The organism is Mycobacterium persicum (assembly GCF_002086675.1).
In the GTDB taxonomy this organism is placed as follows: domain Bacteria; phylum Actinomycetota; class Actinomycetes; order Mycobacteriales; family Mycobacteriaceae; genus Mycobacterium; species Mycobacterium persicum.
Window position 1 is genome coordinate 19,524 of sequence record NZ_MVIF01000037.1, and the last position, 26,257, is coordinate 45,780.

Below are 26,257 nucleotides of genomic sequence, written 5' to 3' on the forward strand. Positions count from 1 at the left end.
GCACTGTCGAATTCATCGGCAGGACAACGTGCAGGCGGCGCAATCGTCGCCGCAATCAGTCGACCTGGTTCGGGCTGCCTCCCGGCGCAGCGCGTAGCGGGCGCACTGCCATGAGCCGGTGGCCAGCGTGCCGAACGCGCCCGCCACGCAAACGGCCAGCACCACCAAAGCCGTTGGCGCAGCCGCCGCAAGTGCCACGACACCTCCGGCGGTCAGCATGACCGCGGCCGCCAACTGGGTAGGGGCCATGGCGCGCAGCGCCATCTGCGTCGGATCGGTGGTGCGGGTATGGGACAGCGACCAGACCCCGAAGACGGCGGAAGCCGCCGCCGCACACACGCACAGCACACCCGCGATCAGCATGGACTCACAATACGAGTTCGCCGGTGGGTCCGCCCGACCCGATCCGCCCAGCGGGGCTCCAGGACTCAGTGCGACGGGACGGGTGTGAGGGTGACCAGCGGCGGCAGCGTGGTTATTACCCCGGGCAGCGACGGTGATGCCGGGTTGACGTGCGGCGCCGTCGCCTGCGGGGCTGGGGCTGCCACTGGAGCCGAATGCGTCGCCTGCGCGGGAGCCTGGGGAGCGGGCGCGAAGGCCTGCGCGGGAGCTTGGGGAGCGGGCGCAGTCGCTGCTCCCCCTTGGGCGGGCGCCTGACCGACCGTCCCGGGGGCCGTCACCCGGAAACCGTTGACGATGGCGTCCGTGGCAGGTGCATCGGCGATCGCCTGCGAGGCCGCGGTGGTCACCGACAACGACACCAGGTACTTGTCAGCCCCCGAACTGGCAAGGACATGGCGGCGCGAGGTATTCAGCGTCATGTCGTTCTCGCGGTACGTGCCCTCAATGATCGACGACGGGAAGCCGCTGAAGTCGGCCATGGATGAGTTGGTCGTCCGCCACGCCAGCAGCTTCTGACTGTCGACGAAACCGTGCGTGATGGCCTCCGCCGGGTCGAAGTCGCCGACCAGCTTGTAGACCACTACCTGCGCGTTGGACGTGTAGACGCTGTTACCGCCGACCCGGTCGGCGATCACCAGGAAGGCGTCGGGCACGTTGGGGTCGGGTACCGGAGTCCATCGAGGCGGCATCGGCAGGGTGACGTCGAGCGCCTTGAACCCCTGCGACCGCTGCGGCTCGAACCTGACCCCCTTGCTCAGGAGGAACTCTCGTAAGGTCCCGGCTACGGCGGGCGTGACCGCCGGCGGCGTCGGCGCCACCGCCGCCGGGGGTAGCGCCGACACCACGGGCGCGGGCGCCGGCGCCTGCGCGGGAACCGGGGCGAATCTGTTGCCGACACCGCCGGGAACCGCGGTGAGGTTCTGGACGGGCGGCGCCGCCGGTTGCACCGGAACCGGCGCGGGGAGCGGCGGTTGGGGATACAGCGGTTCGGCCGATGCCTTCCCGCCCGCGACGAGTACGACGCCGACGAAACCGGCAGCCATGCCCCCAGCGACGACCCGCCAGGTACGCGCGATGTGGATCATGTGCGTCGGTCCCTCCGAACTATGCGGGCGTCAATGCCCGTCATCGAGCTGAATTTAACGAACTCTTAGAGGCGCCAATAGTGCCGAAATCGAGCTGGGATGAACCTCTGACCGGTGTGCAATGCAACCGAGACCAACCCGTGGCCGGCGGCTTGGCCACCGACCTGCAAGGGGCGTCCTTATACCCTGTTGGGCGTGACCGAATCGCCGACCACGACGCCGGGCAGCGCCTCCGGTGGCACGTCCAGTGTCAGGGACGCGGAATCCGACGCCCCGCGGTACCGCTACACCGCAGAGCTGGCGGCGGGGCTTGAGCGGACCTGGCAGGACAGCTGGGCTCGCCAGGGGACGTTCAACGTGCCCAACCCGGTCGGGTCGTTGGCTCCCGCGGACGGTTCGCCGGTACCCGCGGACAAGCTCTTCGTCCAGGACATGTTTCCCTATCCGTCCGGCGAGGGATTGCACGTCGGACATCCGTTGGGCTACATCGCGACCGATGTCTTCGCTCGGTACCACCGGATGAAGGGCCACAACGTACTGCACGCATTGGGGTTCGACTCCTTCGGGTTGCCCGCGGAGCAGTACGCCGTGCAAACCGGCACGCACCCGCGTACCCGGACCGAGGCCAACATCGTGAACTTCCGCCGGCAGCTGGGCAGGCTGGGTCTGGGTCACGACAGCCGCCGCAGCTTTTCGACCACCGACGTCGAGTTCTACAAGTGGACACAGTGGATTTTTCTGCAGATCTACAACGCGTGGTTTGACACCGCAGCCAACAAGGCTCGTCCGATTACCGAGCTGCGTACCGAATTCGATTCCGGCGCAAGAACTCTCGACGATGGGCGGCAGTGGGCCAGGTTGTCGGCGGGGCAGCGGGCCGACGTGATCGACAGCTATCGACTGGTTTACCGGGCCGATTCGATGGTGAACTGGTGTCCGGGGCTGGGCACGGTACTGGCCAACGAGGAGGTCACCGCCGACGGCCGCAGCGACCGGGGCAACTTCCCGGTGTTCCGCAAGCGGCTGCGGCAATGGATGATGCGCATCACCGCCTACGCCGACCGGCTGCTCGAAGACCTCGACGTGCTGGACTGGCCGGAGCAAGTCAAGACCATGCAGCGCAACTGGATTGGTCGCTCGACCGGAGCCGTGGCGCTGTTTTCGGCGACTATCGCGACGGGTGACCGGATCGGTTCGCGAGTCGACATCGAGGTGTTCACCACCCGGCCCGACACCTTGTTCGGCGCCACCTACCTGGTGCTGGCGCCCGAGCATGAGCTGGTCGACGAACTGGTCGTGCCCGCCTGGCCCGCCGGCGTCAACCCCTCGTGGACCTACGGCGCCGCCACACCGGCCGAGGCCGTCGCCGCGTACCGTGATGCGATCGCGGCCAAGTCGGACCTGGAGCGTCAGGAAAGCCGGGAGAAGACCGGCGTCTTTCTGGGAAGCTATGCGATCAACCCGGCCAACGGCGAACCGGTGCCGATCTTCATCGCCGACTATGTGCTGGCCGGCTACGGCACCGGGGCGATCATGGCGGTCCCGGGCCACGATCAGCGGGACTGGGACTTCGCCCGGGCGTTCGGCCTGCCGGTCGTGGAAGTCATTGGCGGTGGCAACATTTCGGAGGCCGCATACACCGGAGACGGTGTCTTGGTGAACTCGGGTCACCTCGACGGGATGGACGTCGCGGAAGCCAAGCAGGCTATCACCGCGCGGCTGGAGTCCGAGGCACGTGGCCGGGCCCGAATTGAATTCAAGTTGCGGGACTGGCTTTTCGCGCGGCAACGCTATTGGGGTGAGCCGTTCCCGATCGTCTACGACAGCGACGGACGTCCGCATGCGCTCGATGACGCCGCGCTGCCGGTCGAATTGCCAGAGGTGGCCGACCATTCACCGGTGCTGTTCGATCCCGACGACGCCGACAGCGAGCCGTCGCCGCCACTGGCCAAGGCGACCGAGTGGGTCCACGTGGAACTGGATCTCGGCGACGGCCTCAAGCGGTACAGTCGTGACACCAACGTGATGCCGCAATGGGCCGGCAGCTCCTGGTACGAGCTCCGCTACACCGATCCGCATAACTCGGAGCGGTTCTGCGCCAGGGAAAATGAGGCGTACTGGATGGGCCCGCGGCCGGCCGAACACGGTCCGCAGGACCCCGGCGGCGTCGACTTGTACGTCGGTGGCGCCGAGCACGCGGTGCTGCATCTGCTGTATTCGCGGTTCTGGCACAAGGTCTTGTACGACCTGGGTCACGTGAGCTCACGGGAGCCCTATCGCAAGCTCATCAACCAGGGCTACATTCAGGCGTTCGCCTACACCGACGCACGCGGATCCTACGTGCCGGCAGATCAAGTGATCGAACGCGACGGGCGCTTTTTCTACCCTGATTCCGGCGGCGAGATCGAGGTCTTCCAGGAATTCGGCAAAATCGGTAAGAGCCTGAAGAATTCGATATCGCCCGACGAGATCTGCGACGCGTACGGCGCCGACACGTTGCGGGTGTACGAGATGTCGATGGGCCCGCTGGAGGCGTCGCGTCCGTGGGCCACCAAGGATGTCGTCGGAGCTCACCGCTTTCTACAACGGGTGTGGCGGCTGGTGGTCGAGGAGGACACCGGCGAGACGCGGGTGGTCGACGGGACCGATTTGGGCACCGACACGCTGCGGGCACTGCACCGCACGATCGCGGGTGTGTCCGAAGACTATGCGGCACTTCGTAATAACACCGCGGCCGCCAAACTCATCGAATACACCAATCACCTCACCAAGGAGCATCGTGATGCGGTGCCTCGCACGGCGGTCGAGCCATTGGTGTTGATGCTGGCTCCGCTGGCTCCGCATCTGGCTGAGGAGCTCTGGTTGCGGCTGGGCCACACCGTCTCGTTGGCGCACGGCCCTTTCCCCGAGGCAGATCCGGCCTACCTTGTCGACGAGACCGTCGAATACCCGGTGCAGGTCAACGGAAAAGTGCGTGGCCGGATCGTGGTGGCCGCCGAGGCGGACGACGAGGCGGTCCAAGCCGCCGCGCTGGCCGACGAGAAGGTGCGGGCGTTCCTGGCGGGTGCCACGCCCCGCAAGGTCATTGTGGTTCCGGGCCGGCTGATCAACCTGGTGGTCTAGATCCCCGCGCCGAATGTGAATTGGTCGACGCGACACGCCGAAAATCCGTCGTGCAATGCACGCTCGGCGGCCCGCTACAGCTAGAGCGCTAGCGGGGCCGGACGACCACCTCGTGGACGTGACCATCGGCCGGGGTGGCTATCACGTTTGCGACCACCGCGGCGACGGTTTCGGCCCGCAGGAACCTGGCGGGATCGTAGTTGCCGCCTTCGAACTCGACAAGTTCGCGCTGCATCTCGGTGTCGGTGCGGCCCGGGAAGATCGTCGTCACCCGCAGGCCGGGTTCGTCGGCGCGTAGTGAGTCCGCGAAGGCCCGCAAGGCGAACTTGCTGGCCGAGTAAGACGCCATGCCCGGCGAAACATTGCGCCCGGCACCGGAATTGATGAACACCACCTGGCCGTGGGCGTGCCGCAGCGCCGGTAACAGTGCCAGTGTGAGTGCCACCGGGCCAAAGACGTTGACGTCGAAGGTGGCACGCCACTCGTCGACGTGCGAATCGCCGACGTGGCCGGGGATGGATAGTCCGGCGTTGTGCACCAGCACGTCGAGTTCGTCGACCACTTCGCAGCTGGCCTCGATCGTGCCGGCATCGGCCAGGTCGAGTGGAAAAGTGGTGGCGCCCAACCGTTCCGCGACAGCGTCGAGACACTCGGAGGGCCGACCGGCCAGCAGCAGGGTGTGTGTCGGCGCCAAGGCGGTGGCAATCGCCGAACCGATGCCGCGGCTGGCGCCGGTGATGAGTGCGGTGGGCATGGCTGCAGCGGTTACCAATCAGCTTGCCGGTCGGTTGCTTTCACGCCTGTTCACGGGCATCGCCGGCGGCGGCATTGGCCGGCTCACCGCTGGCCAGGCGTTCCAGCGGCGCCAGCGCTTTCATCAACGTGTCGAGGTCCGAGTGGGGGAGCTGGCTGAGCATCGCGGCAAGGGCGGCATGCCGGTTGGCCAGCGACTCGGCATGCACCGCCCGCCCCTGCGGCGTGATGTCGACCAGCACCGCCCGCAGATCGGACGGGTCGCGGGAGCGCTTCACCAGCCCAATCTTTTCCAGCCGGCGGATAGCCACGGTGGTGGTCGGGGTCCGCACCCGTTCGTGTGCGGCCAGGTCAGTCATCCTGATCGGACCGCGATCGAGCAACGTGACCAGAATCGACAGCTGCGCCAGCGTCAACTCCCCGGCGACCGCGCCATTGGGATCCCCGCGGCGCAAGATCGAGAACAACTTGGACAGTGCGCGGTGCAGGCCCTCCGCCAATTCCGTCACCTCAGGTGCGGTGGATCCGCTGTCCGCCATAAGTCGGCAGTCTAACCCGACATCGCGGTAGCTGACTGCCAGCGGTGCCTAAAGCACCTGGGCCAGGAACCGCTGCAGTCGATCGGTCTGTGCGGCCTCGAAGATCTGCTCCGGGGGACCGGCTTCCACGACCTTGCCGTGATCCATGAAGACGACCGCATCCGATGTCGAGCGGGCGAAGCCCATTTCGTGGGTGACGACCACCATTGTCATTCCGTCGGCGCCGAGGTCGGCAATCAGTCCCAGGATGTCCTTGACCATTTCGGGATCCAGCGCAGAGGTCGCTTCGTCGAAGAACATCACCTGCGGGGCCATGGCCAGTGCGCGCGAAATCGCAACACGTTGCTGTTGGCCGCCCGATAGCATGCCGGGACGCGCAGCGGCCTTGTGTTTCAGGCCAACTCGCTCCAAGTGGCGCAGCGCCAGGTCCCTCGCCGCACCGGCGGACAGCCCGCGCAGCTTGCGCGGCGCCAGAGCCACGTTGTCGAGCACGCTGCGATGCGGGAACAGGTTGAAATGCTGGAACACCATGCCGATGCGCTGGCGCAGTTCGTTGGGGTTGTCCCGCAACACCGATCGTCCATCGAGGAGGATGTCGCCGCTGTCCGGCTCGTGCAATCGGTTGAGGGTGCGAAGCAACGTCGACTTGCCGGAGCCCGACGGGCCGATCACCGCCGCGGTGGTGCCCGCCGGTACGTCGATATCAACACCGCGCAGCACCGCGTTACCGCCCAACGTCTGATGAATATCCTTGGCAACCAACGAAACCGGCGAACGGCGCGCCTCGCTGGTCACGTCATCTCCTGGCCGATAGTCGAGCTGACGACCTCGGAGGGATCCTGCGGATCGATCCTGGCGCGGCCGCGCCGAAGCCGCGCGTCGATGTAGTTCACCAGGTGGGTCAACGGGATAGTCAACAGCAGATAGAAGATGCCCGCGGCCACCAACGGCGACAGGTTACCGGTTTGCGCGTTGAGGTCGCGGCCGATTTGGAACAGTTCGCGCTGTCTGGCCACCAGGCCCAGGAAGTACACCAGGGCAGAGGCTTTCAGCAGTGCGATGAACTGGTTGACCAATGCCGGCAACACTCGCCGTATTCCCTGCGGCACCACCACCAATCGCATCGCCGCGGAGTAGCTGAAACCCAGGGCACGAGCGGCCTCGAGCTGGCCGGGGTCCACGCTTTGGATTCCGGAACGCAGGATCTCGCCGACGTAGGCGCCGGCCATCAATCCCAGCGCGGCGATGCCCAACGGGTAGGGGTTGTTGTTGGTCAGCCCGCCCACGATCGGGCCGACACCCAGCCCGATGATCAGGATGATCACCACCTCGGGCAGGCCGCGGAAGATATCGGTGTACACCCGCGCCGGCCACCGCAGCCAGCGCTTCTGCGAGATCCCGGCGACGGCCAGCGCCATGCCGATTGCCAGCCCGATCGCGCTGGCGCTGACACTCAGGATCAATGTGTTGGGTAGCCCCGTAGCGAACAGCGTCGGGATGGCCTGCCGGTACATGTCCCAGTCGAAAAAGGATTCCCGAAGCTGCGCCAGTGTCGACTTGGGCGCGGCGGGCTGGAGCGACTTGCGGTGTTGACTGGCCGCGATTGCGGCGAAATCCGGCAACGTCGGGGCAGCGACGGCTTTCGAGCCGGGTTTCCAGCCGGCCGGCAACGTGCGGGGAACCCAGTTGCTGTAGAGATCCGACCAGGTTCCGTCGGCGATCACCGCGTCCAGCCCCGAGTTCAGCGCGTCGACGAGCGCGGGATTGTCCTTGGCGACCGCATAGCCCACGACATCGTCGGTGCTGAAGGTGTTCGCGACGATCACCGCCGGATCGCCCGGCCGCATGGCGGCCGCTGCTTGGTTAGCCGGTGCCACCCACGCGTCGATCTGGTGGGTTTTCAGACTCCCGTACACGGTGGCGAAGTCGGGATACTTCACCGGTTGCAAGTGCAGGGTGTCGACGACGTAGGACTCCTCGACCGTGCCTTGGACGACGCCGATGCGCTGACCCGCGGCGAGGTCGGTGAAACTGGTGATCGCCGAACCGGGAGGCACCACCAGCGAGTAGTAGCCGAAGTCGTAGCCGTTGGTGAAAGCGACCGTGCGACGGCGAGCATCGGTGGTCTTGACCGATGCCGAGCCGACGTCGAAACGTCGCGATGCCACCTGGGCAAGTAGCCCGGAGAAGTCGGTGCCGACGAAGCGCACGTGCAAGCCAAGTTTGGCGGCAATGGCGCGCAACAGCTCATTGTCGAAGCCGGTGAACCGTCCGGTCGAGTTGATGCAGACGTTCGGCGGGGCGTCCGAGAGCGTGCCCACCGTCAGCGCCCCGGGGGTGCCCAGCCCCAGCGCGTTGACATCAATTGAGCTGAGCGGCACGACGGTGGCGGTGGTGTCGGTGTCGTCGTCGGTGCCCGCCATACCGGGCCTCGACAGGTTGCCGGGCAGAACCGTGGCACTCTCCACCCCGGCGGGGGCGCACTGATGGCGGTCTGCCGCCGCGGGCGCGGCGGTTGCCAGGCTAGCGGTGGCGAGGATCAGCATTGTCGCGGCCGCGGCCAATAGCCTGAGCCCGCTTCTGGTGCGGGGACCCACGCGTGGACTCATCACCGCCACCGTATCGGCCGACCGGATGGCGCGTCGCTCAGAGCACGATCGACGACGGCTCGCGAGTGCCGGCCAGAGCGCCGACAGCCGACGGCTCCGGAACCATGGCCGTCAGGCGTACCGGAAACTGGTCCGGCCCGATCCCGCCGTGCGGCGTGAACACCCGGCGACGGAATAGTTCGGCCAGCATCGTGTGCGCCATCAGCTGGGATCGCCCGATACATGCGGCCCGCGCGGCTTCCGGATCACGCCGATGTATTGCCGAGTGCTCGTCTTCGTAGAACGACAGCATGTCGTCGCGGCCGTTCTGGTAGGTCAGCCAAAAGGCGCGGGGAATAAGGTTTTGCGAGGCACGAATGCTGGCGTGCAGCCGCGGCCCCGCGTACTCGTCGTTGACCGTTCGCCGGTATTCGTGCGCGACTTCGGAAAAAGTCCGCGGCTCCTTCGACGTGCGCAACGAGCGCATCAACGCGTCGAGCTGGCCCAAAATCCGCGGTGTGGGGTTGGCCGCGGCCCGCGCCGAAGCGATGCCGTTGAGCAGGCCGTCGAGCTCGTGATGTTCGAGGACGGTCGCTTCGTCGAACCGCTCGACGAACGCCCCGCGGTGATAGCGAGTCGACACGACGCCGTCGTGTTCGAGTTGCACCAGTGCCTCTTGTATCGGGACGCGGCTGACTCCCAAGCCCTGCGCGATTTCGTTGCGGTCGACACGGTCGCCGCTGCGCAGTTTGCCAGTCAGGATCAGGTCGAGGATGTGCGAAACAACCTGGTCTTTTTCTTTGATCCCATATTTCTTAGGCATCACTATCCGTCGGTTTCCGTCGAGTCTCTTCCAGCCGCTCCGGCTATCGGCGCTGGCAAGTTTCTCATGACTGGCAGCGCGCTATCGGGCGTTTGGCAGATGAAATCGACGCAAACGCCAACTAACGGCTGCCACGCCATCTGCAGAGCGCCTCGGCGGCGGTGAGGTCGTAATCGGGACCGTCGCAGCCGACCGTTAGCAGCGTGACCCCAAGCTCGACCAGAGCTTCGGCGTCAGCGATCCCGCCCGTTACCGCGGCCGAGCGTTCGATCGTGGCCGGATCCCGGCCGACGTCGGCGCAGTGCCGGTTCAATACCGCGGCCTTGGCCGGGAACTCGTCGGCGGCGGTGAAGCTGTGCCACATGTCGGCGTATTCGGCCACCAGGCGCAGCGTCTTGCGTTCGCCGCCGCCGCCGATCAACACCGGGATATCACGGGTGGGCGGTGGGTTCAGTTTTGCGAGTCGGGCCTTGATTCGCGGGAGCGCGGCGGCCAGGTCGTCGAGTCGACTGCCGGCGGTGCCGAATTCGTAGCCGTATTCGTCGTAGTCCCTTTGTTTCCAGCCGGAACCGATGCCCAACACGAGTCGGCCGTCGGAAATATGGTCGACGGTACGGGCCATATCGGCCAGCAGCTCCGGATTCCGGTAGGAGTTGCAGGTCACCAGGGCGCCGATCTGGATGCGCGACGTCTGCTCGGCCCACGCCCCGAGCATGGTCCAGCACTCGAAGTGCGCACCGTCGGGATCGCCGAAGAGCGGGAAGAAGTGGTCCCAGTTGAAGGCGATGTCGACGCCGATGTCCTCGCAGCGGCGGACGGCGTCGCGGATGTGGCCGTAGTGCGGGGCGTGCTGCGGCTGGAGCTGCACGCCGATGCGGATGGGTAGATCGGGATGCACGGCTGAGGTCATACGACCACGGTAGGCCCGGTGCTCTGGGCGAAACGCTCAGCGTCTGCCGAACACTGCGCGCAGGATGTCGACAAGCGCGCGCGGTTGGTCGCTTTGCACCGAGTGGCCCGAATCCGGAACGGTGTGCGCACCACGGAAATGCCTTGCGCGCCTGCTCAATTCGGCGACATCCTGGTCGCTGACGAAGCCCGACTTGCCGCCGCGCACGAGCGTGATCGGTGCCGACAAGGCGTCGACGTCATCCCACAAGCCGGCAAAGTCCGGGAAGCTGCGGATGGCGTCGTAGCGCCAGGTCCAGTTGCCGTTGTCGAGTCGACGGGAGTTGTGGAACACGCCGCGGCGCAATGCCTTCACCTCGCGATGCGGCGCCGCGGCGATGGTTACGTCGAGCATCGCCTGGAAGCTGGGGAATTCTCGCTCACCGTGCATCAGCGCGACCGTGCCGCGCTGATCGGCGGTCATTTCGGCGTGCCGCTGCAGCGCCGACGGGGTGACGTCGATGACGATGAGTTCGTCGACGAGTTCGGGGGCGACCGCGCCCAGCCGGATCGCGGTGAGCCCGCCCAGCGACATCCCGACGACGAATTCGGCCGCCGGTGCCAGCTCCCGCAGCACCGGGGCCAGGGCGTCGGCATTGTGCTGCGGCGAATAGTCGCCGTCCTCGCGCCAACCGGAGTGACCGTGCCCCGGCAGATCTACCGCCAGCGCCGGCTCGCCAAGGCCGACGATCACCGTGTCCCAGGTGTGCGCATTCTGGCCGCCGCCGTGGAGGAAGATCACTCGCGGCGCCGCGCCGCCCCAGCGCAGCGCGCTGATTCTGCCGGCAGCGGTGTCGGCGTCCACCCGCGCTACTTCCGGCAGCGCGCCGGTGGCACCGGCCTGCTCGGCGTTTTCGGCCAGCAGATCGAACTCGGAGAGTCCGGCCAGTTCGTCGTCGGAAATCTCGGTCACGGCTCTGACTCTACGAGTCATGCCCAAGTGCCAGGCGGGGATGACTCTGACGTCCCGTCGTTCGCTTCGTTCGACCTACCCGCCGGACCGCCTGCTATGTGATGCCGGACGCTGCGTGGGTTTCGGCAATGCGCTGCGCGCAGAGATCTAGGCCGGTAGCGCATGCAACCTTTGAAGTGGACAGATCACTTTGTGTCCGTTCGCGCTGGTCGCCGGTGACGGCTGGCGTCGATATTTGGCTGTGGTTGGCGGTTATATCAAGGCCACCGAGCCCCGCGCCAACCTTTCCGGAAAGACGCTGGGGTCGACAAGGCGCAGTTTCATAAGCTATGAATATGAATCGATCGTTGATCGCAATTGACGTAAATGAGCATTTGTCCCATAATGTTGTGGCCCCTTGCCGGATTCGAACAGCAAATCCAGCTTTACCTACGTTTACTGCGGACGCCAATGGCCACGAGTTCATACCTGTAGCCATTTTGTACAGGCAAAGTCGGACTGGCTCGCAATCCGGCTTGCACCCCTGTCCGGGAGTGGTTACGTTTAACCATTCAACAACCGGCCGCAGAGCTAACATTATTAGAAAGGCTATTAGTCATTAATGTCCGAGGACATTAAAGCAGCCAACTTTATCGATGTGACAACGGCCGAATCCCATTCCGTTCTGTTCAATTGGTCTACGGCCGAAGAGGCGACGGTCACACAGCGTCGGAAGATTGGTGTTGCAGTTGCAACTTTGGGGGCGCTGACTTTGTGCTGTGGGAGCGCCGCAGTTGATGCCGCCAATTTCGATCGGTTTAATGTTGGCAGACTCGATATTGCATTAACTGCCTACGATGGCTTCAAGTTAGACACTTGCTCGAGCGGCGACTTTAGCTCTACCGACCGTAGCGGCTCCGGCGGAAACTCAGACTCAGTGAGTCCCAGCGGCGGCGGGAGCAATCTCAAAGAAATCAACGGTGAAGGCCATAACCCAGAGCCCGAGCGAATACAGGTCTTTATTTACACTGATTATAATCCCAACGACACAAGCTACGATCCGAATAGCCATTACCATCCTCAGGTCGAGGAAAGCAATAATGGAGCAACCAATTTCGATGTACTAGCTTCAGCTCCTACCATTTCGTCCGTTGATCCGTCCCGCTTGATGGAAGTGAGTGTGCCCGAGGTCTACATTGAACGCGAGCCGGATAGCTTTGACTCTGGCTACGCGAATGGTAGCGTACGCGATTCCGATTCAGGGCAGGTCAACCCATTTTCTTCGCAAGGCGTTGGGAGAGAAGATCCCGGTGCGGGCGACCTACTTCAGGAATATTTCGTCGTAACGACAGAGGAAGGACTGCTGCCGCGTTCCATTGTTAGATCAGGTGCAGATATCGACGATCTAAACCAAGATTGGTACAACGAGGTGGTTAGCAATTCCCAGAACAGTCGCTGGACTATGCACAGAGTATATGATCCAGAAAGACTAGACATGCTTCGTGATTTTGTACGGGAGCAGCCAAACCAACCACAATGGACCGCCTCAGATGAAGAAAGATATTCTCCCGAAAATATCGATAACATTATTCGTCCCAATTATAATGATCCACGTTATCGTGATGATGATGCAGGTGAAGACGATTAGAAGCTTCACGCAGGACAGTCGATGAACAAGCAACCAGCCCCTTGCGTCTTTGGCTACTTCTGCTGCTGGCCATAATATTCGGAACATGACTGAGTAGCGTATGGCCGGCGTTAGCAAAACCGTTTCTATCGACGGTTGATGATCAGGGTTCGGAATTGGTTCGGGCCTGGCGCGGTGACGTGCTGGCGGACATACGCGCTGGGCTGGCGTGCTCGACGCGGCCGAACCGGATCCGGGAGGTGACGCCGCGAGCGGCCGAGGCGAGCGGCGGGTGCTGGACTCAACCCGTACGACGCGATGGCCACGATGGAACACGACCACGCTAATCCCGCTGCGGCAATCCGGGGCTGGTGCAGTGGTCGATGGTGCGTTGCAGCCCCGGTTGGGTGCGCGGCGGTCGCGTGACGATGGCTAGCGACCGGCCTTAACCGGCCACTGCACCAACACCAACCGCCACGTCAAGCTGACCGCAGCGTGCTTACCGCCTATCCCACCAAGTCCATTCGGCACCAACCGACCGAACTAGTCGGCCCCGATGATGAACTCTTCGAGTTGGGCGCGCGCAATGTCGTCCGGCAACTGCTGCGGCGGGCTCTTCATCAGGTAGGCCGATGCCGGGATCACCGGTCCGCCGACGCCGCGATCCTTGGCGATCTTCGCCGCGCGCACCGCGTCGATGATGACGCCCGCCGAGTTCGGCGAATCCCACACCTCGAGCTTGTACTCCAGATTGAGCGGCACGTCACCGAAGGCACGACCCTCCAGTCGCACATAGGCCCACTTGCGGTCGTCGAGCCAGCCGACATGGTCGGACGGGCCGATGTGCACATCCTTGGTCTTGAACTCGCGCTGCAGGTTGGAGGTGACCGCCTGGGTCTTGGAAATCTTCTTCGATTCCAGGCGCTCCCTTTCGAGCATGTTGAGGAAGTCCATGTTGCCGCCCACGTTGAGCTGCATCGTGCGGTCCAACTGGACGCCGCGGTCCTCGAACAGCTTGGCCAGCACCCGGTGCGTGATCGTCGCCCCGACCTGGCTCTTGATGTCGTCACCGACGATTGGCACTCCGGCGTCGGCGAACTTCTTGGCCCACACCGGGTCGGAGGCGATGAACACCGGCAGCGCATTGACGAACGCCACCCCGGCATCGATCGCGCACTGGGCATAGAACTTGTCGGCCTCTTCCGAGCCCACCGGAAGGTAGGAGACCAGCACGTCGACCTTGGCGTCCCGCAGCACCTGGACCACGTCAACGGGCTCGGCGTCGGAGAGCTCGATGGTGTCGGCGTAGTACTTGCCGATGCCATCCAATGTCGGACCGCGTTGGACGGTCACGTTGGTCGGCGCCACGTCGGCGATCTTGATGGTGTTGTTCTCCGAGGCGAAGATCGCGTCCGACAGGTCGAACCCGACTTTCTTGGCGTCCACGTCGAACGCGGCCACGAACTTGACGTCACGGACGTGGTACGGACCGAACCGCACGTGCATCAGCCCGGGCACCGTGGAGGAGTCGTCGGCGTTGTGGTAGTACTCGACGCCCTGGACCAGCGAGGACGCGCAGTTGCCGACGCCGACAATCGCGACCCGTACCTCAGGCTGCGCCTCCGGCGCCCCTAACGGCTTGTACTCACTCATTCGGGCGTTCTCCTAACCTCATAGCTTTGGGCAGTGTCTTGTGTGGTTGTGTGCAGGGGCTGGTGTGCAGAGTTCACGTCTGTTCGGCGTGATTGGGCGCTGCCCGTTCTGCGGCGATGAGCTCGTTGAGCCACTTGACTTCACGCTCGCTGGACTCGAGCCCGAGCTGGTGCAGTTGCCGGGTGTAGCGGTCCAACGAGCTGCTGGCCCGTGCCACCGCTTCGCGCAGGCCTTCTCGGCGCTCTTCGACCTGGCGGCGACGGCCTTCCAGGATGCGCATCCGCGCCTCGGCCGGAGTGCGGTTGAAGAACGCGAGGTGCACCCCGAAGCCGTCGTCGGTGTAGTTGTGCGGGCCGGTGTCGGCGACCAGTTCGGCAAAGCGTCGCCGGCCCTCATCGGTCAGCTGGTAGACCCGGCGTGCGCGGCGCACCGGCGTGCCCGCGGGAGCGGCATTCTCCGCGATCAGCCCCTCGGCCTGCATCCGCCGCAGGGCCGGATACAGCGAGCCGTAGGAGAATGCCCGGAATGCGCCGAGCAACCCGGTCAGCCGTTTACGCAACTCGTAGCCGTGCATGGGCGACTCGATCAGGAGGCCCAGGATGGCAAGTTCCAGCATCGAGTCACCCCCTTTGTATGGCTGCTGTATGGCCGCTGTTGCGTGAACTACTTAGCGTTTCGACGCCTCGCGTCATCGTATCGTTTCGATATATTTGCCACAACACCACGCGGCGTTGGTGAGTTGTTCGTCACGTGTGAGCGGCCTGCCCCCGGCTCCGCTACGACGGGTAACTCACCTGTTTGACGGTGCCGTCACCAGCAAAGGCGATATAGCCGCCGCCGTAGTCGCTGGAAACATACACCGACAACGACAGCGCCCCGGGCGTGGTGGGGTCTTCGGCCGGATCGATGACCAGGTACATGTTGGTGACGTCGGATTGCTTCATGCCCAGCGTCTCCGCGGCGCCCCGCATAATCCCCACCGTCGCCTTCACATCGAACTTGCCCAGGTCGACCAGGGACCCGTCGGTGCCGCTCTTGGCGGAGCTGGTCGGATCGCCCCAGCCGCCGCGGTAGGTGTAACTCAGCACCCTGCGGTCGTCGGCGGGGTCCTTGCGGTCGAGCACGGCGTACGTCGGGTAGATCACCAAGCGGTACCCCATGGTGTCGCCGAACCTCTTGCGCGTCTGCTCCAGCAGACCGGTGAGCCCGCCTAGGGAGTGCAGCTGCTTCGGCGGCGTCAGCACCACGGCCGCGACGCCGTCGGGCTTGGCTCCCGGATCCGTCGTGAAATCCAGCGGTGAGCTGGTATTGCCGTACAAACCCCAGCCGATGCCGACACCCAACAGCACCGACACCCCGAATGCGGCCGCCAGCAGACCCCACCCGTTGCGTCGTGCCCGCGACTTGAGCGCGGGAACCTCAGCGGGGGCACTCTCGGACTGCAGATCGGCGATCAGGTTTTGGAGGTCGCCCAGCGTCACGGCCTTGGTGGCGGTGCTCACCCGATCGCGGTGCTCTTCCATCGAAAGCTGGCCGTCGTTGAGGGCGGCGTCAAGAATCTGGCAGGCGTCTTGCCGGTCGCTGTCCTTGGCCCGGGTCGTCGTCGATCCTCCACGAGCAAGTGGTGCGCCCAGCCATTTCGCCACGGGGATGATCGTAGAAGTCCCGACCCTGGGCGCGCGATGCAGCTTCGGTGGCGCAGGTCGAGGTGCCGCCGCTGCTGCCCGGGATGTGCCCAGGCCGTGCCGGGCTGCATCGTCACGACGCGAAAGCGACGTACTCTGGTCAGCGTGCAACTGCAGCGACAGGTGGTGGACTATGCGCTTCGCCGGCGTTCACTGCTGGCCGAGGTGTACTCGGGACGCACCGGCGTCTCCGAGGTCTGCGACGCAAATCCCTATCTGTTGCGCGCCGCGAAGTTTCACGGGAAACCAAGCCGGGTGGTCTGCCCGATCTGCCGCAAGGAGCAGCTGACAATCGTGTCTTGGGTGTTCGGCGAGCATCTGGGCGCGATCTCGGGCTCAGCGCGGACCGCCGAAGAGCTGGTCATGCTCGCCACCCGGTTCACGGAGTTTGCGGTGCACGTTGTGGAGGTGTGCCGGACTTGCAGTTGGAATCACCTCGTCAAGTCCTATGTCCTGGGCGCGGCACGTCCGGCACGTCCGGCGCGACCTCCAAGGGCCCCGAGGGGGGCTGGTCGAACGCGGACGGCGCGCGATGGCGCCCGCACGGCCAGTGAATAGCGAAGGGCGCCACCACCAGTCGTCGAGTGACGCTGCAGGCGGGCCGGCGACTGAGGGTGTGGACCAATCTCGCGGGAACCCAGGTGGCGCAGAAGGGGCGCGTCCGTCGGCGGGGCCGCGCCGCCAGGTTCCGCCCGACGATCGAATGACCACGATCATCCCGCCGGTGACCGATGACCGATCGTCTCGGCACGCGGACCCGATCGAGGAAGTCAGGGCTGCCCTGGACAATCCGCCGACGACACCCCTGCATCGCGACCCGCTGGAGCAGGTCAAGGCTGCGTTGAACAGTCCCGAGCCGCGCCCTCGACACGAGCGGCTGAGCGGCGCAGCAGGTCCACCGGGGCCACCCGGCCCGGGCGGCCCGAGGGGCGCTCGGACGGCTAGGCCGAGGCCCGAGTGGATCCAGCGGATCAACTGGAAGTGGGTGCGGCGATCGGTTGGCCTGGCGGCGGCGGCGATGATCTTGCTGCCGATCGTCACCTTCACCATGGCCTACTTCATTGTCGACGTGCCGAGGCCGGGGGACATCCGCACGAACCAGGTCTCCACGATTCTGGCCAGCGACGGCTCCGAAATTGCCAAAATCGTTCCGCCGGAAGGCAATCGCGTCGACGTCAACCTCAGCCAGGTCCCGGTGCACGTACGTCAGGCGGTCATCGCGGCTGAGGACCGCGGTTTTTACTCCAACCCCGGCTTCTCGTTCAGCGGTTTTGCCCGGGCGGTGAAGAACAACCTGTTCGGCGGCGACTTGCAGGGTGGTTCCACGATCACCCAGCAGTACGTCAAGAACGCGTTGGTCGGTTCGGCGCAGCACGGGTGGAGCGGCCTGATGCGCAAGTCCAAGGAGTTGGTGATCGCGACCAAGATGTCCGGGGAGTGGTCCAAAGACGACGTGCTGCAGGCGTATTTGAACATCATCTACTTCGGGCGGGGTGCTTACGGGATCTCGGCGGCTTCGAAGGCTTATTTCGACAAGCCGGTCGAGCAGCTCACCGTATCCGAGGGGGCGTTGCTGGCGGCGCTGATCAGGCGACCGTCCACGCTGGACCCGGCAGTCGACCCGGAAGGCGCAGTCGCGCGGTGGAACTGGGTGCTCGACGGCATGGTCGAGACCAAGGCGCTGTCCGCCCAGGACCGCGCCGAACAGCAGTTTCCCAAGACCGTCCCGCCGGAGCAGGCCCGCGCGGAAAACCAGACCACCGGCCCCAACGGGCTGATCGAACGACAGGTGACCAAGGAATTATTGGAGCTGTTCAACATCGATGAGCAGACCCTGAACACCCAGGGGTTGCAGGTCACCACCACCATCGATCCGCAAGCCCAACGGTCCGCCGAAAAGGCGGTGGCCAAATACCTCGACGGGCAGGATCCCGATATGCGCGCGGCGGTGGTGTCCATCGACCCGCACAACGGCGGGGTGCGCGCCTACTACGGCGGCGACAACGCCAACGGCTACGACTTCGCCCAAGCCGGATTGCAGACCGGATCCTCGTTCAAGGTCTTCGCGTTGGTGGCGGCCCTCGAGCAGGGGATCGGGTTGGGCTATCAGGTCGACAGTTCACCGCTCACGGTCGACGGCATCAAGATCACCAATGTCGACGGCGAGGGTTGCGGGACGTGCAACATCGCCGAGGCGCTCAAGATGTCGCTGAACACCTCCTATTACCGGCTGATGCTCAAACTGAAGGGCGGCCCCCAGGCCGTGGCCGACGCCGCGCACCAAGCCGGTGTGGCCGAGAGTTTCCCGGGCGTGCCGCACACGCTGTCCGAGGATGGCAAGGGCGGGCCGCCGAACAACGGGATTGTGTTGGGCCAGTATCAAACCCGGGTGATCGATATGGCGACGGCGTACGCCACGCTGGCCGCGTCGGGCATCTATCACCGGCCGCACTTCGTCCAGAAGGTCGTCAATGCGGAAGGTCAGGTCCTTTTCGACGCCGCCACCCAGGACGACTCCGGTGAGCAGCGCATCCCCAAGGCCGTGGCCGACAACGTCACCGCGGCCATGATGCCGATCGCGGGCTATTCACGCGGCCACAACCTGGCCGGCGGCAGGCCCTCGGCCGCCAAGACCGGCACGGTGCAATTGGGTGATACCACCGCCAACAAGGACGCCTGGATGGTCGGCTACACGCCGTCGCTGTCCACCGCCGTGTGGGTCGGGACGGTCAAGGGCGACGAGCCGCTGGAGACCGCCTCGGGCGCAGCGGTTTACGGCTCGGGTCTGCCATCGGATATCTGGAAGGCGACCATGGACGGGGCCCTGAAGGGCTCCCAGAACGAGACGTTCCCCAAGCCCACGGAGATTGGCGGCTACGCCGGTGTGCCGGCGCCGCCGCCGCCTCCGCCGTCTGCGGCGCCGCCCTCGGAGACCGTCATTCAACCCACCGTCGAAGTGGCGCCGGGGATCACCATTCCCGTCGGTCCGCCCACCACCGTGACGCTCGCGCCCGGGCCGCCGTCCGCACCACCGCCGACTGACAATCCCACACCGCCACCGTGACGGATATCCGGACCCATCTAGCAACCGGCTCACTCACCTCGCCCGCGCCGTTGGCCCGCGACCTACGTAGTGCAGATACCCGCGATTGTCCCAGCCGCACCGACGTTTTGGGTTCTGCTTTGGCCGACGTCATCGGTGGGCCGGTGGGCCGGCACGCCTTGATCGGACGTGCCCGGTTCATGACGCCGTTGCGGGTGATGTTTGTGATCGCGCTGGTGTTTCTGGCGCTCGGCTGGTCGACGAAGGCCGCCTGCCTGCAAACCACCGGGACCGGGCCGGGCGACAAGAGGGTGGCCAACTGGGACAACCAGCGCGCCTATTACGAATTGTGCTACTCCGACACCGTGCCGCTCTACGGCGCAGAGCTGTTGAGCCAGGGCAAGTTCCCGTACAAATCCAGCTGGGTCGAAACGGACAGCACCGGCGCACCGCAGATCCAATACAACGGGCGGTTGGCGGTGCGCTACATGGAATATCCGGTGTTGACCGGGATATACCAGTACGTGTCGATGGCGATTGCCAAGACCTACACCGCGTTGAGCAACGTCACGCCGCTCCCGGTGATCGCCGAAGTGGTGATGTTTTTCAACGCCGCGGCGTTCGGGCTGGCGATCGCCTGGTTGGCTACCGTGTGGGCAACCTCGGGCCTGGCCGGCCGCCGGATCTGGGATGCGGCACTGGTGGCGGCATCGCCGCTGCTGATCTTCCAGATATTCACCAACTTCGACGCACTGGCAACGGCTTTCGCAATGGGTGGGCTGCTGGCCTGGGCGCGCCGCAGACCGTGGCTGGCCGGACTGCTGATCGGTTTGGGTGCTGCGGCCAAGTTGTATCCGCTGTTGTTCCTGGGCCCGCTGGTGGTGCTGGGTATTCGGACCGGGCGGCTGGGCGCCGTGGGCCGCACGGCGCTGGCCGCGGCGGTGACCTGGCTGGCGGTCAATCTGCCCATCATGGTGCTCTATCCGCGGGGCTGGTCGGAGTTCTTCCGGCTCAACACCCGGCGCGGCGACGACATGGATTCGCTGTACAACGTGGTGAAGTCCTACACCGGCTGGCGCGGCTTCGATCCCATACGCGGCTTCTGGGAACCGCCGATGGTGCTGAACACGGTCGTGACGGTGCTGTTTGTATTGTTTTGTGCCGCAGTCGCTTACATCGCGTTCACTGCGCCGCAGCGGCCGCGGGTGGCGCAGCTGATGTTTCTGGTGGTGGTGTTCTTCCTGCTGACCAACAAGGTGTGGAGCCCGCAGTTTTCGCTGTGGTTGGTACCGCTGGCCGTGCTTGCCCTGCCGCACCGCCGGATTCTGCTGGCGTGGATGACAATTGACGCGCTGGTGTGGGTTCCGCGAATGTATTACCTCTACGGCAACCCGAACCGCTCACTGCCCCAGCAGTGGTTCACCACCACGGTGTTGTTGCGAGATATTGCTGTTATCGTGCTGTGTGCATTGATAATTCGGCAAATCTACCGGCCTGAGGAGGATCTGGTGCGCTGGAGTGGGCGAGTCGACGATCCCGCGGGCGGTGTTTACGACCGTGCCCCCGACGCCGCACCCGGCTGGCTGCCGAACTGGCTGCGCCCAGTCGCATCGCGGCCGGAGCTGACAGCGCCTGCCGCTATTGCGGCGCGGGAGCCCTGATGCAGGTCGCGATCCCGCTTTTCCCGAGGTTCACCGCGTTGGACGCGGTCGGTCCCTATGAAGTCCTGCAGCGTATTCCGTCGATCGAAGTGGTTTTCGTCGGGCACCGGCGCGGCGAGCTGCGCACCGAAAACGGCATGCTCGGCCTGGTCTGCGATGCCACCTTCGACGAGGTCGGCACACCCGATGTCGTGGTGTTTCCCGGTGGCATCGGAACCCGGGTGCTGCTGGACGACGAGATCATTCGCGGTTGGCTGCAATCGGTCCATCCGCACACCAGATTCACCACCTCGGTGTGCACCGGAGCGTTGTTGCTCGCCGCCGCCGGGCTGCTTGACGGGCTGACCGCCACGACGCATTGGCGCGCCGCAGCACAGCTCAACGAGCTGGGCGCGCGGTATGTGCCCGACCGCGTCGTCGAACACCTGCCGCAGCGCATCATCACCGCCGCCGGGGTCTCCAGCGGCATCGACATGGCTTTGCGGTTGGTCGAGTTGCTCGTTGACCGGGAAGCCGCCCAGGCCGCCCAGCTGCTCATCGAATACGACCCGCGGCCGCCGTTCGCCTCGGGATCGCTGGCCACTGCCGACGAGGCAACGAGGAGCCGGGCCGCTGAATTCCTGCGCAGCCGGAAGTGACCGGCTTTCTGGCCGCGAGATTGCCGTGAGGGCTGTGGTCCGGCACCAGACCACGACCACCAGTGCAATCTGGGCGCAGACCGCGGCATTGTTCGGCGATTTTCTGGTCGGCGCGCTATCCGGTAGCCTGGGACGGTTGCCGACGCAGGCGACCCTCCTGCCACGGACCGACCGTGGCCGCTACGACCAGAGGAGGTGATGAGGTCCCTATGCGTCCATACGAAATCATGATCATCCTCGATCCCACTCTCGACGAACGCACCGTCGCCCCGTCCCTGGAGACGTTCCTGAACGTCGTCCGGAAGGACGGCGGAAAAGTCGAAAAGGTCGACATCTGGGGGCGGCGGCGGTTGGCCTACGAGATCGCCAAGCACTCCGAGGGCATCTACGTCGTCGTCGACCTGAAGGCTGCCCCGGCGACGGTATCCGAACTGGACCGCCAGCTGAGCCTCAACGAGTCGGTACTGCGCACCAAGGTGATGCGCGCCGACAAGCACTAGCCCGGCGACGATGCGGCCGCGTAGCGGGGGCGGAGGAGCCGGGCAATCAAGCACCAGCCCGTCGCTGTCAGCCCCGTTGCATAGGCTCGAGTCAAAGACGCTCATGACTACCCGCCAGGCGAGGATCGGGCGGAACAAGGAGAACTATTGTGGCTGGTGACACCACCATCACCGTCGTCGGAAACCTGACCGCTGATCCCGAGCTACGGTTCACGCCGTCGGGTGCCGCCGTCGCGAATTTCACTGTCGCGTCAACGCCCCGGATCTACGATCGGCAGACCGGTGAATGGAAGGACGGCGAGGCGCTTTTCCTGCGCTGCAACATTTGGCGGGAGGCCGCCGAAAACGTAGCGGAAAGCCTGACCAGGGGTGCGCGGGTCATCGTCACCGGCCGGCTCAAGCAACGTTCGTTCGAAACCCGTGAAGGCGAGAAGCGCACCGTCGTCGAGGTCGAGGTAGACGAGATCGGTCCGTCACTTCGGTACGCCACCGCCAAAGTCAACAAGGCCAGCCGAAGCGGCGGTGGCGGCGGCTTTGGCGGCGGTGGCGGTTCCCGGCCGGCGACCCCGCCGGCCGGCGGCGCACCCGGTTCCGGTGACGACCCGTGGGGCAGCGCCCCTGCCTCGGGCTCATTCGGCGGCGATGACGAGCCGCCCTTCTGATCGACAACACGTCCCATCACTGAGCAACGGAAAGAAAGACACTCATGGCCAAGTCCAGCAAGCGACGCCCGGCTCCGGAAAAGCCGGTCAAGGCGCGCAAATGCGTCTTCTGCGCGAAGAAGGGTCAGAAGATCGACTACAAGGACACCGCGCTGCTGCGCACCTATATCAGCGAGCGCGGCAAGATCCGGGCGCGCCGGGTCACCGGCAACTGTGTTCAGCACCAACGAGACATCGCAACCGCGGTGAAGAATGCCCGTGAAGTCGCGCTGCTGCCCTTTACCTCGTCGGCGCGGTAGCCGACCGTAAGCGCCGCAGGCCCAACGAAAGTACGCAAACGATGAAGCTGATTCTGACGGCTGACGTTGACCACCTCGGTTCCGTCGGCGACACAGTCGAGGTCAAGGACGGTTACGGCCGCAATTTCCTGCTGCCCCGCGGCCTGGCGATCATGGCCTCACGCGGTGCCCAACGCCAGGCCGACGACATTCGCCGTGCCCGCGAATCCAAAGCGGTGCGTGACCGCGAGCATGCCGACGAAATCAAGGCGGCCATCGAAGCGCTGGGCCCGGTCGCACTGCCCGTCAAAACGGCGGGCGATTCCGGCAAGCTGTTCGGTTCGGTGACCGCGGGCGACGTCGTCTCGGCCATCAAGAAGGCGGGCGGCCCGAACCTCGACAAGCGGATCGTCCGGCTACCCAAGGCCCACATCAAGGCGGTGGGCACGCATCCGGTTTTGGTGCACCTGCACCCGGAAGTCGACGTCGAGATCTCAGTCGACGTCGTCGCGGAATCCTAGCGGCCCTCGGCGCCAGGAGTCCTGGGCCGGCAATCACATTCTTCACATGGGTCGCTGGCGGCCCCGGTGCACACCGGGGCCGTCCAAGCCCGCCGGAGCTGTCCACCCCGGCGTAGCCCATCGATGCCCCGACTGGGTTGTCGGTTGCTCGTAACCGGCCGCCGGCCCGCCCTGCACGGCACCGAAAAGGTTGCCGCTGGCGAACTTTTCCGATGGTGCCTTGGCGCGGTCGCCGTTACCAAGGCTTAACTCGCTGAAAATCTCGGCGAAAACCAACACGCCCGAGGCGGTAACCTGGACCGACACGCCGAGGAGATTGTTGTCCACACAATACGTGTGCCGTTGTATGGCGGTTATCTGCAGTGATGTCGGAACAACCCGCATTGATCCACAGGTTTTGCACACCCCGTTCAACACTGGGGTCAACGGATATGCACACACCATGCACAGCTTCATGAACAACGGCCCCTTGGAGGACCGGCCAGCAACGTTTACCGTCGTCCCGGCGCATTGGGATGTGGGTGCTCGCGGGCGGTCAATTGAGCTGCGGCGGCGACGGTATCGGCGTGACGTAGCGGCCACTTGATGGTCGGCCATTTGAGGTGGGAGCGGGGATTGTTGTCGGAGCCTTGATTTACGCTCTGATTATCGGCGGTCGAATGTGTGTTCGGATGCTCATGTCGGAGGAGGTGAGGGCCCATGGCGGTCGTCGACGATCTTGCACACCCCGGAATGGATGCCCCGCCTCCCAGTGAGGACTTCGGCCGCCAACCCCCGCAGGACCTTGCCGCCGAACAGTCCGTGCTGGGCGGGATGCTGTTGAGCAAGGACGCCATCGCCGATGTGCTGGAACGGCTACGGCCCGGTGATTTCTATCGTCCTGCCCACCAGAACGTCTACGACGCCATCCTCGACCTGTATGGGCGCGGCGAGCCGGCCGACGCGGTGACCGTCGCTGCCGAACTGGACCGTCGCGGGCTACTGCGCCGCATCGGCGGCGCGCCGTATCTGCATACCCTCATCTCGACGGTGCCGACCGCCGCCAATGCGGGCTATTACGCCAGCATCGTCGCGGAAAAGGCGGTACTGCGCCGGTTGGTCGAGGCGGGCACCCGGGTGGTGCAGTACGGCTATGCCGGTGCCGAGGGCGCCGATGTGGCCGAGGTGGTCGACCGCGCCCAAGCGGAAATCTACGACGTCGCCAACAGGCGGCTGTCGGAAGACTTTGTGCCGCTTGAGGATCTGCTGCAGCCGACGATGGACGAGATCGACGCCATCGCGTCCAATGGCGGTGTCTCGCGCGGTGTGCTGACGGGCTTTAGCGAACTGGACGAGGTGACCAACGGCCTGCACCCGGGGCAGATGATCATTGTCGCGGCGCGCCCGGGAGTGGGCAAGGCGCTGGCGCTGGACACGCCGCTGCCCACACCGGCCGGTTGGACCACGATGGGCGACGTCGCCGTCGGCGAGGAATTGCTCGATGCCGACGGCTTGCCGACGCGGGTGGTCGGCGCGACCGACGTCATGTTGGGACGCCCATGCTATCAGATCGAGTTCTCCGACGGCACAACGATTGTCGCTGATGCCGAACATCAGTGGCCGACCGGCCAAGGGATCCGAACCTCAGCTCAATTGCGGGGTGGGCTGGACACGATCGCGCCGGCCGGCTCCATGGTGCGGTGCGCCGGATACCGGCCCACCGCCACGCTGGCACCGGTTTTGCGGGTCGTCTCGGTACGCCGGGTGCCCAGTGTCGCGGTGCGCTGCGTTGAGGTGGACAACGCCGCGCACCTTTATTTGGCCGGCCGCGGGATGGTGCCGACCCACAACTCCACCCTCGGGTTGGATTTCCTGCGTTCGTGCTCGATCAAACACCGCCAGGCCAGCATCATCTTCTCATTGGAGATGAGCAAGTCCGAGATCGTGATGCGGCTGTTATCGGCGGAGGCCAAAATCAAGCTCTCCGACATGCGTTCGGGCCGCATGACCGACGATGATTGGACGCGCCTGGCCCGGCGGATGAGCGAAATCAGCGAGGCGCCACTGTATATCGACGACTCGCCGAACATGACGATGATGGAGATCCGCGCCAAGGCGCGCCGGCTGCGGCAGAAGGCCAGCTTGCGTCTGGTCGTCGTCGACTACATGCAGCTGATGACCTCGGGCAAGAAGCACGAGTCGCGGCAGGTCGAGGTGTCGGAATTCTCGCGGCAGCTCAAGCTGCTCGCCAAGGAACTCGAGGTTCCGGTGGTCGCGATCAGCCAGCTCAACCGCGGCCCCGAGCAGCGCACCGACAAGAAGCCGATGTTGTCTGATCTGCGCGAGTCGGGAAGCCTCGAACAAGATGCTGACGTCGTCATTCTGCTGCACCGGCCGGACGCCTTCGACCGTGACGATCCTCGCGGGGGAGAAGCGGATTTCATTCTCGCCAAGCACCGTAACGGTCCGACCAAGACGGTGACCGTCGCACACCAGCTGCACCTGTCACGGTTCGCCAACATGGCTCGGTGAGCATCCTCGACCCCATTCACACGTCGCAGCAACTTCTTGTCACGCGCCGCCTTCGCGCTTACCCGGCGTGAAGGTGACCGGCATCGATGTCAGCTCGTTGGAGAAGTTTGACGTCAAGCGGGTAATCGGGCCGGCGAATTGCATGTCGGGCACCCGTCGCATCAGCTCTTCGAACAGCACCCGCAGTTCGAGCCGCGCCAGTGCGTTACCCAGGCAGAAGTGCGCGCCGCCGCCGAAAGCCTGATGGGGAGGTTTGTGCCGAGACACGTCGAAGCGGTCGGGGTTGTCGATTGCCTCCGGGTCACGAGACCCGGCCGGATACCAC

The 26,257-nt window shown here is 65.0% G+C and carries 24 protein-coding genes and 1 pseudogene; 11 read left to right on the forward strand and 14 right to left on the reverse strand.

Going from position 1 to position 26,257, the window contains the following annotated elements:
- Positions 1 to 12 precede the first annotated feature (12 nt).
- Together BST40_RS13520 and BST40_RS13525 are read right to left on the reverse strand one after the other, a co-directional pair.
- Complete coding sequence (locus BST40_RS13520) at positions 13 to 363, reverse strand: hypothetical protein (protein ID WP_075545932.1); 351 nt, start codon at positions 361 to 363, stop codon at positions 13 to 15.
- A gap of 65 nt (positions 364 to 428) precedes the next feature.
- Positions 429 to 1,487 (reverse strand): LpqN/LpqT family lipoprotein, encoded by a 1,059-nt coding sequence (locus BST40_RS13525; RefSeq protein ID WP_075545933.1) that lies wholly within the window; start codon positions 1,485 to 1,487, stop codon positions 429 to 431.
- A 195-nt stretch (positions 1,488 to 1,682) separates the two neighbouring features.
- Here BST40_RS13525 and leuS point away from each other — a divergent pair, with 195 nt between their 5' ends.
- A complete protein-coding gene (gene leuS, locus BST40_RS13530; RefSeq protein ID WP_075545934.1) occupies positions 1,683 to 4,610 on the forward strand; it encodes a leucine--tRNA ligase in 2,928 nt (975 codons plus the stop codon).
- Between the two features lie 88 nt (positions 4,611 to 4,698).
- Here leuS and BST40_RS13535 read toward each other — a convergent pair whose 3' ends face one another.
- The 7 genes from BST40_RS13535 to BST40_RS13565 all read right to left on the reverse strand — a co-directional run bounded on the left by BST40_RS13535 (position 4,699) and on the right by BST40_RS13565 (position 11,174).
- Entirely contained in the window at positions 4,699 to 5,364 is a 666-nt protein-coding gene (locus tag BST40_RS13535) for an SDR family oxidoreductase (RefSeq protein WP_075545935.1), read from the reverse strand.
- Positions 5,365 to 5,404: 40 nt separating this feature from the next.
- Positions 5,405 to 5,902, reverse strand: a complete 498-nt coding sequence (locus BST40_RS13540; protein WP_075545936.1) for a MarR family winged helix-turn-helix transcriptional regulator — start codon at positions 5,900 to 5,902, stop codon at positions 5,405 to 5,407.
- Between the two features lie 48 nt (positions 5,903 to 5,950).
- A complete protein-coding gene (locus BST40_RS13545; protein ID WP_075545937.1) occupies positions 5,951 to 6,697 on the reverse strand; it encodes an amino acid ABC transporter ATP-binding protein in 747 nt (248 codons plus the stop codon).
- Positions 6,694 to 8,511, reverse strand: a complete 1,818-nt coding sequence (locus BST40_RS13550) for an ABC transporter substrate-binding protein/permease (protein ID WP_075545999.1) — start codon at positions 8,509 to 8,511, stop codon at positions 6,694 to 6,696. The genes BST40_RS13545 and BST40_RS13550 overlap by 4 nt, the downstream gene beginning before the upstream one ends.
- Before the next feature lie 37 nt (positions 8,512 to 8,548).
- Positions 8,549 to 9,313, reverse strand: a complete 765-nt coding sequence (locus BST40_RS13555; protein WP_075545938.1) for a GntR family transcriptional regulator — start codon at positions 9,311 to 9,313, stop codon at positions 8,549 to 8,551.
- 121 nt (positions 9,314 to 9,434) lie between these two features.
- Positions 9,435 to 10,223, reverse strand: coding sequence for an LLM class F420-dependent oxidoreductase (locus BST40_RS13560; protein WP_075545939.1), 789 nt, complete (start codon positions 10,221 to 10,223; stop codon positions 9,435 to 9,437).
- Between the two features lie 36 nt (positions 10,224 to 10,259).
- Positions 10,260 to 11,174: an alpha/beta fold hydrolase gene (locus BST40_RS13565; RefSeq protein WP_075545940.1), complete on the reverse strand. Its 915-nt coding sequence runs from the start codon at positions 11,172 to 11,174 to the stop codon at positions 10,260 to 10,262.
- Between the two features lie 601 nt (positions 11,175 to 11,775).
- On the opposite strand from BST40_RS13565, the gene BST40_RS29430 reads away from it, so the two are divergent.
- Positions 11,776 to 12,801: a hypothetical protein gene (locus tag BST40_RS29430; RefSeq protein ID WP_131808265.1), complete on the forward strand. Its 1,026-nt coding sequence runs from the start codon at positions 11,776 to 11,778 to the stop codon at positions 12,799 to 12,801.
- Between the two features lie 522 nt (positions 12,802 to 13,323).
- Here the strand turns inward: BST40_RS29430 and BST40_RS13570 are convergent.
- The 3 genes from BST40_RS13570 to BST40_RS13580 all read right to left on the reverse strand — a co-directional run bounded on the left by BST40_RS13570 (position 13,324) and on the right by BST40_RS13580 (position 16,079).
- Positions 13,324 to 14,433 (reverse strand): inositol-3-phosphate synthase, encoded by a 1,110-nt coding sequence (locus tag BST40_RS13570; RefSeq protein ID WP_075545941.1) that lies wholly within the window; start codon positions 14,431 to 14,433, stop codon positions 13,324 to 13,326.
- A 73-nt stretch (positions 14,434 to 14,506) separates the two neighbouring features.
- Entirely contained in the window at positions 14,507 to 15,049 is a 543-nt protein-coding gene (locus BST40_RS13575; RefSeq protein ID WP_075545942.1) for a PadR family transcriptional regulator, read from the reverse strand.
- Between the two features lie 160 nt (positions 15,050 to 15,209).
- Positions 15,210 to 16,079: a DUF1707 SHOCT-like domain-containing protein gene (locus BST40_RS13580; RefSeq protein ID WP_075545943.1), complete on the reverse strand. Its 870-nt coding sequence runs from the start codon at positions 16,077 to 16,079 to the stop codon at positions 15,210 to 15,212.
- Positions 16,080 to 16,223: 144 nt separating this feature from the next.
- Here BST40_RS13580 and BST40_RS13585 point away from each other — a divergent pair, with 144 nt between their 5' ends.
- From BST40_RS13585 to rplI, 8 genes and pseudogenes are all read left to right on the forward strand, one after another.
- Positions 16,224 to 16,676, forward strand: a complete 453-nt coding sequence (locus BST40_RS13585) for a DUF5318 family protein (RefSeq protein ID WP_075545944.1) — start codon at positions 16,224 to 16,226, stop codon at positions 16,674 to 16,676.
- The gene (locus BST40_RS13590; protein ID WP_075545945.1) at positions 16,669 to 19,182 is read left to right on the forward strand and encodes a transglycosylase domain-containing protein; all 2,514 of its coding nucleotides are present in this window, start codon (positions 16,669 to 16,671) and stop codon (positions 19,180 to 19,182) included. The genes BST40_RS13585 and BST40_RS13590 overlap by 8 nt, the downstream gene beginning before the upstream one ends.
- Before the next feature lie 5 nt (positions 19,183 to 19,187).
- A pseudogene (locus BST40_RS13595) lies at positions 19,188 to 20,883 on the forward strand (glycosyltransferase family 87 protein).
- Positions 20,822 to 21,460: a DJ-1/PfpI family protein gene (locus BST40_RS13600; protein WP_075545946.1), complete on the forward strand. Its 639-nt coding sequence runs from the start codon at positions 20,822 to 20,824 to the stop codon at positions 21,458 to 21,460. Before BST40_RS13595 ends, BST40_RS13600 begins: the two are co-directional and overlap by 62 nt.
- A gap of 209 nt (positions 21,461 to 21,669) precedes the next feature.
- Complete coding sequence (gene rpsF, locus BST40_RS13605) at positions 21,670 to 21,960, forward strand: 30S ribosomal protein S6 (RefSeq protein ID WP_023369150.1); 291 nt, start codon at positions 21,670 to 21,672, stop codon at positions 21,958 to 21,960.
- Between the two features lie 149 nt (positions 21,961 to 22,109).
- Positions 22,110 to 22,622, forward strand: a complete 513-nt coding sequence (locus BST40_RS13610; RefSeq protein ID WP_075545947.1) for a single-stranded DNA-binding protein — start codon at positions 22,110 to 22,112, stop codon at positions 22,620 to 22,622.
- Positions 22,623 to 22,666: 44 nt separating this feature from the next.
- Positions 22,667 to 22,921, forward strand: coding sequence for a 30S ribosomal protein S18 (gene rpsR / locus BST40_RS13615; protein ID WP_075545948.1), 255 nt, complete (start codon positions 22,667 to 22,669; stop codon positions 22,919 to 22,921).
- 41 nt (positions 22,922 to 22,962) lie between these two features.
- Complete coding sequence (gene rplI / locus BST40_RS13620) at positions 22,963 to 23,421, forward strand: 50S ribosomal protein L9 (RefSeq protein WP_075545949.1); 459 nt, start codon at positions 22,963 to 22,965, stop codon at positions 23,419 to 23,421.
- 42 nt (positions 23,422 to 23,463) lie between these two features.
- Here rplI and BST40_RS13625 read toward each other — a convergent pair whose 3' ends face one another.
- Complete coding sequence (locus tag BST40_RS13625) at positions 23,464 to 23,727, reverse strand: hypothetical protein (protein WP_131808266.1); 264 nt, start codon at positions 23,725 to 23,727, stop codon at positions 23,464 to 23,466.
- 393 nt (positions 23,728 to 24,120) lie between these two features.
- Here BST40_RS13625 and dnaB point away from each other — a divergent pair, with 393 nt between their 5' ends.
- Complete coding sequence (dnaB, locus tag BST40_RS13630) at positions 24,121 to 25,932, forward strand: replicative DNA helicase (protein ID WP_075545951.1); 1,812 nt, start codon at positions 24,121 to 24,123, stop codon at positions 25,930 to 25,932.
- A gap of 39 nt (positions 25,933 to 25,971) precedes the next feature.
- On the opposite strand, the gene BST40_RS13635 is transcribed toward dnaB, so the two are convergent.
- The coding region (locus BST40_RS13635; RefSeq protein ID WP_142276732.1) for a cytochrome P450 at positions 25,972 to 26,257 on the reverse strand (286 nt) is incomplete at its 5' end.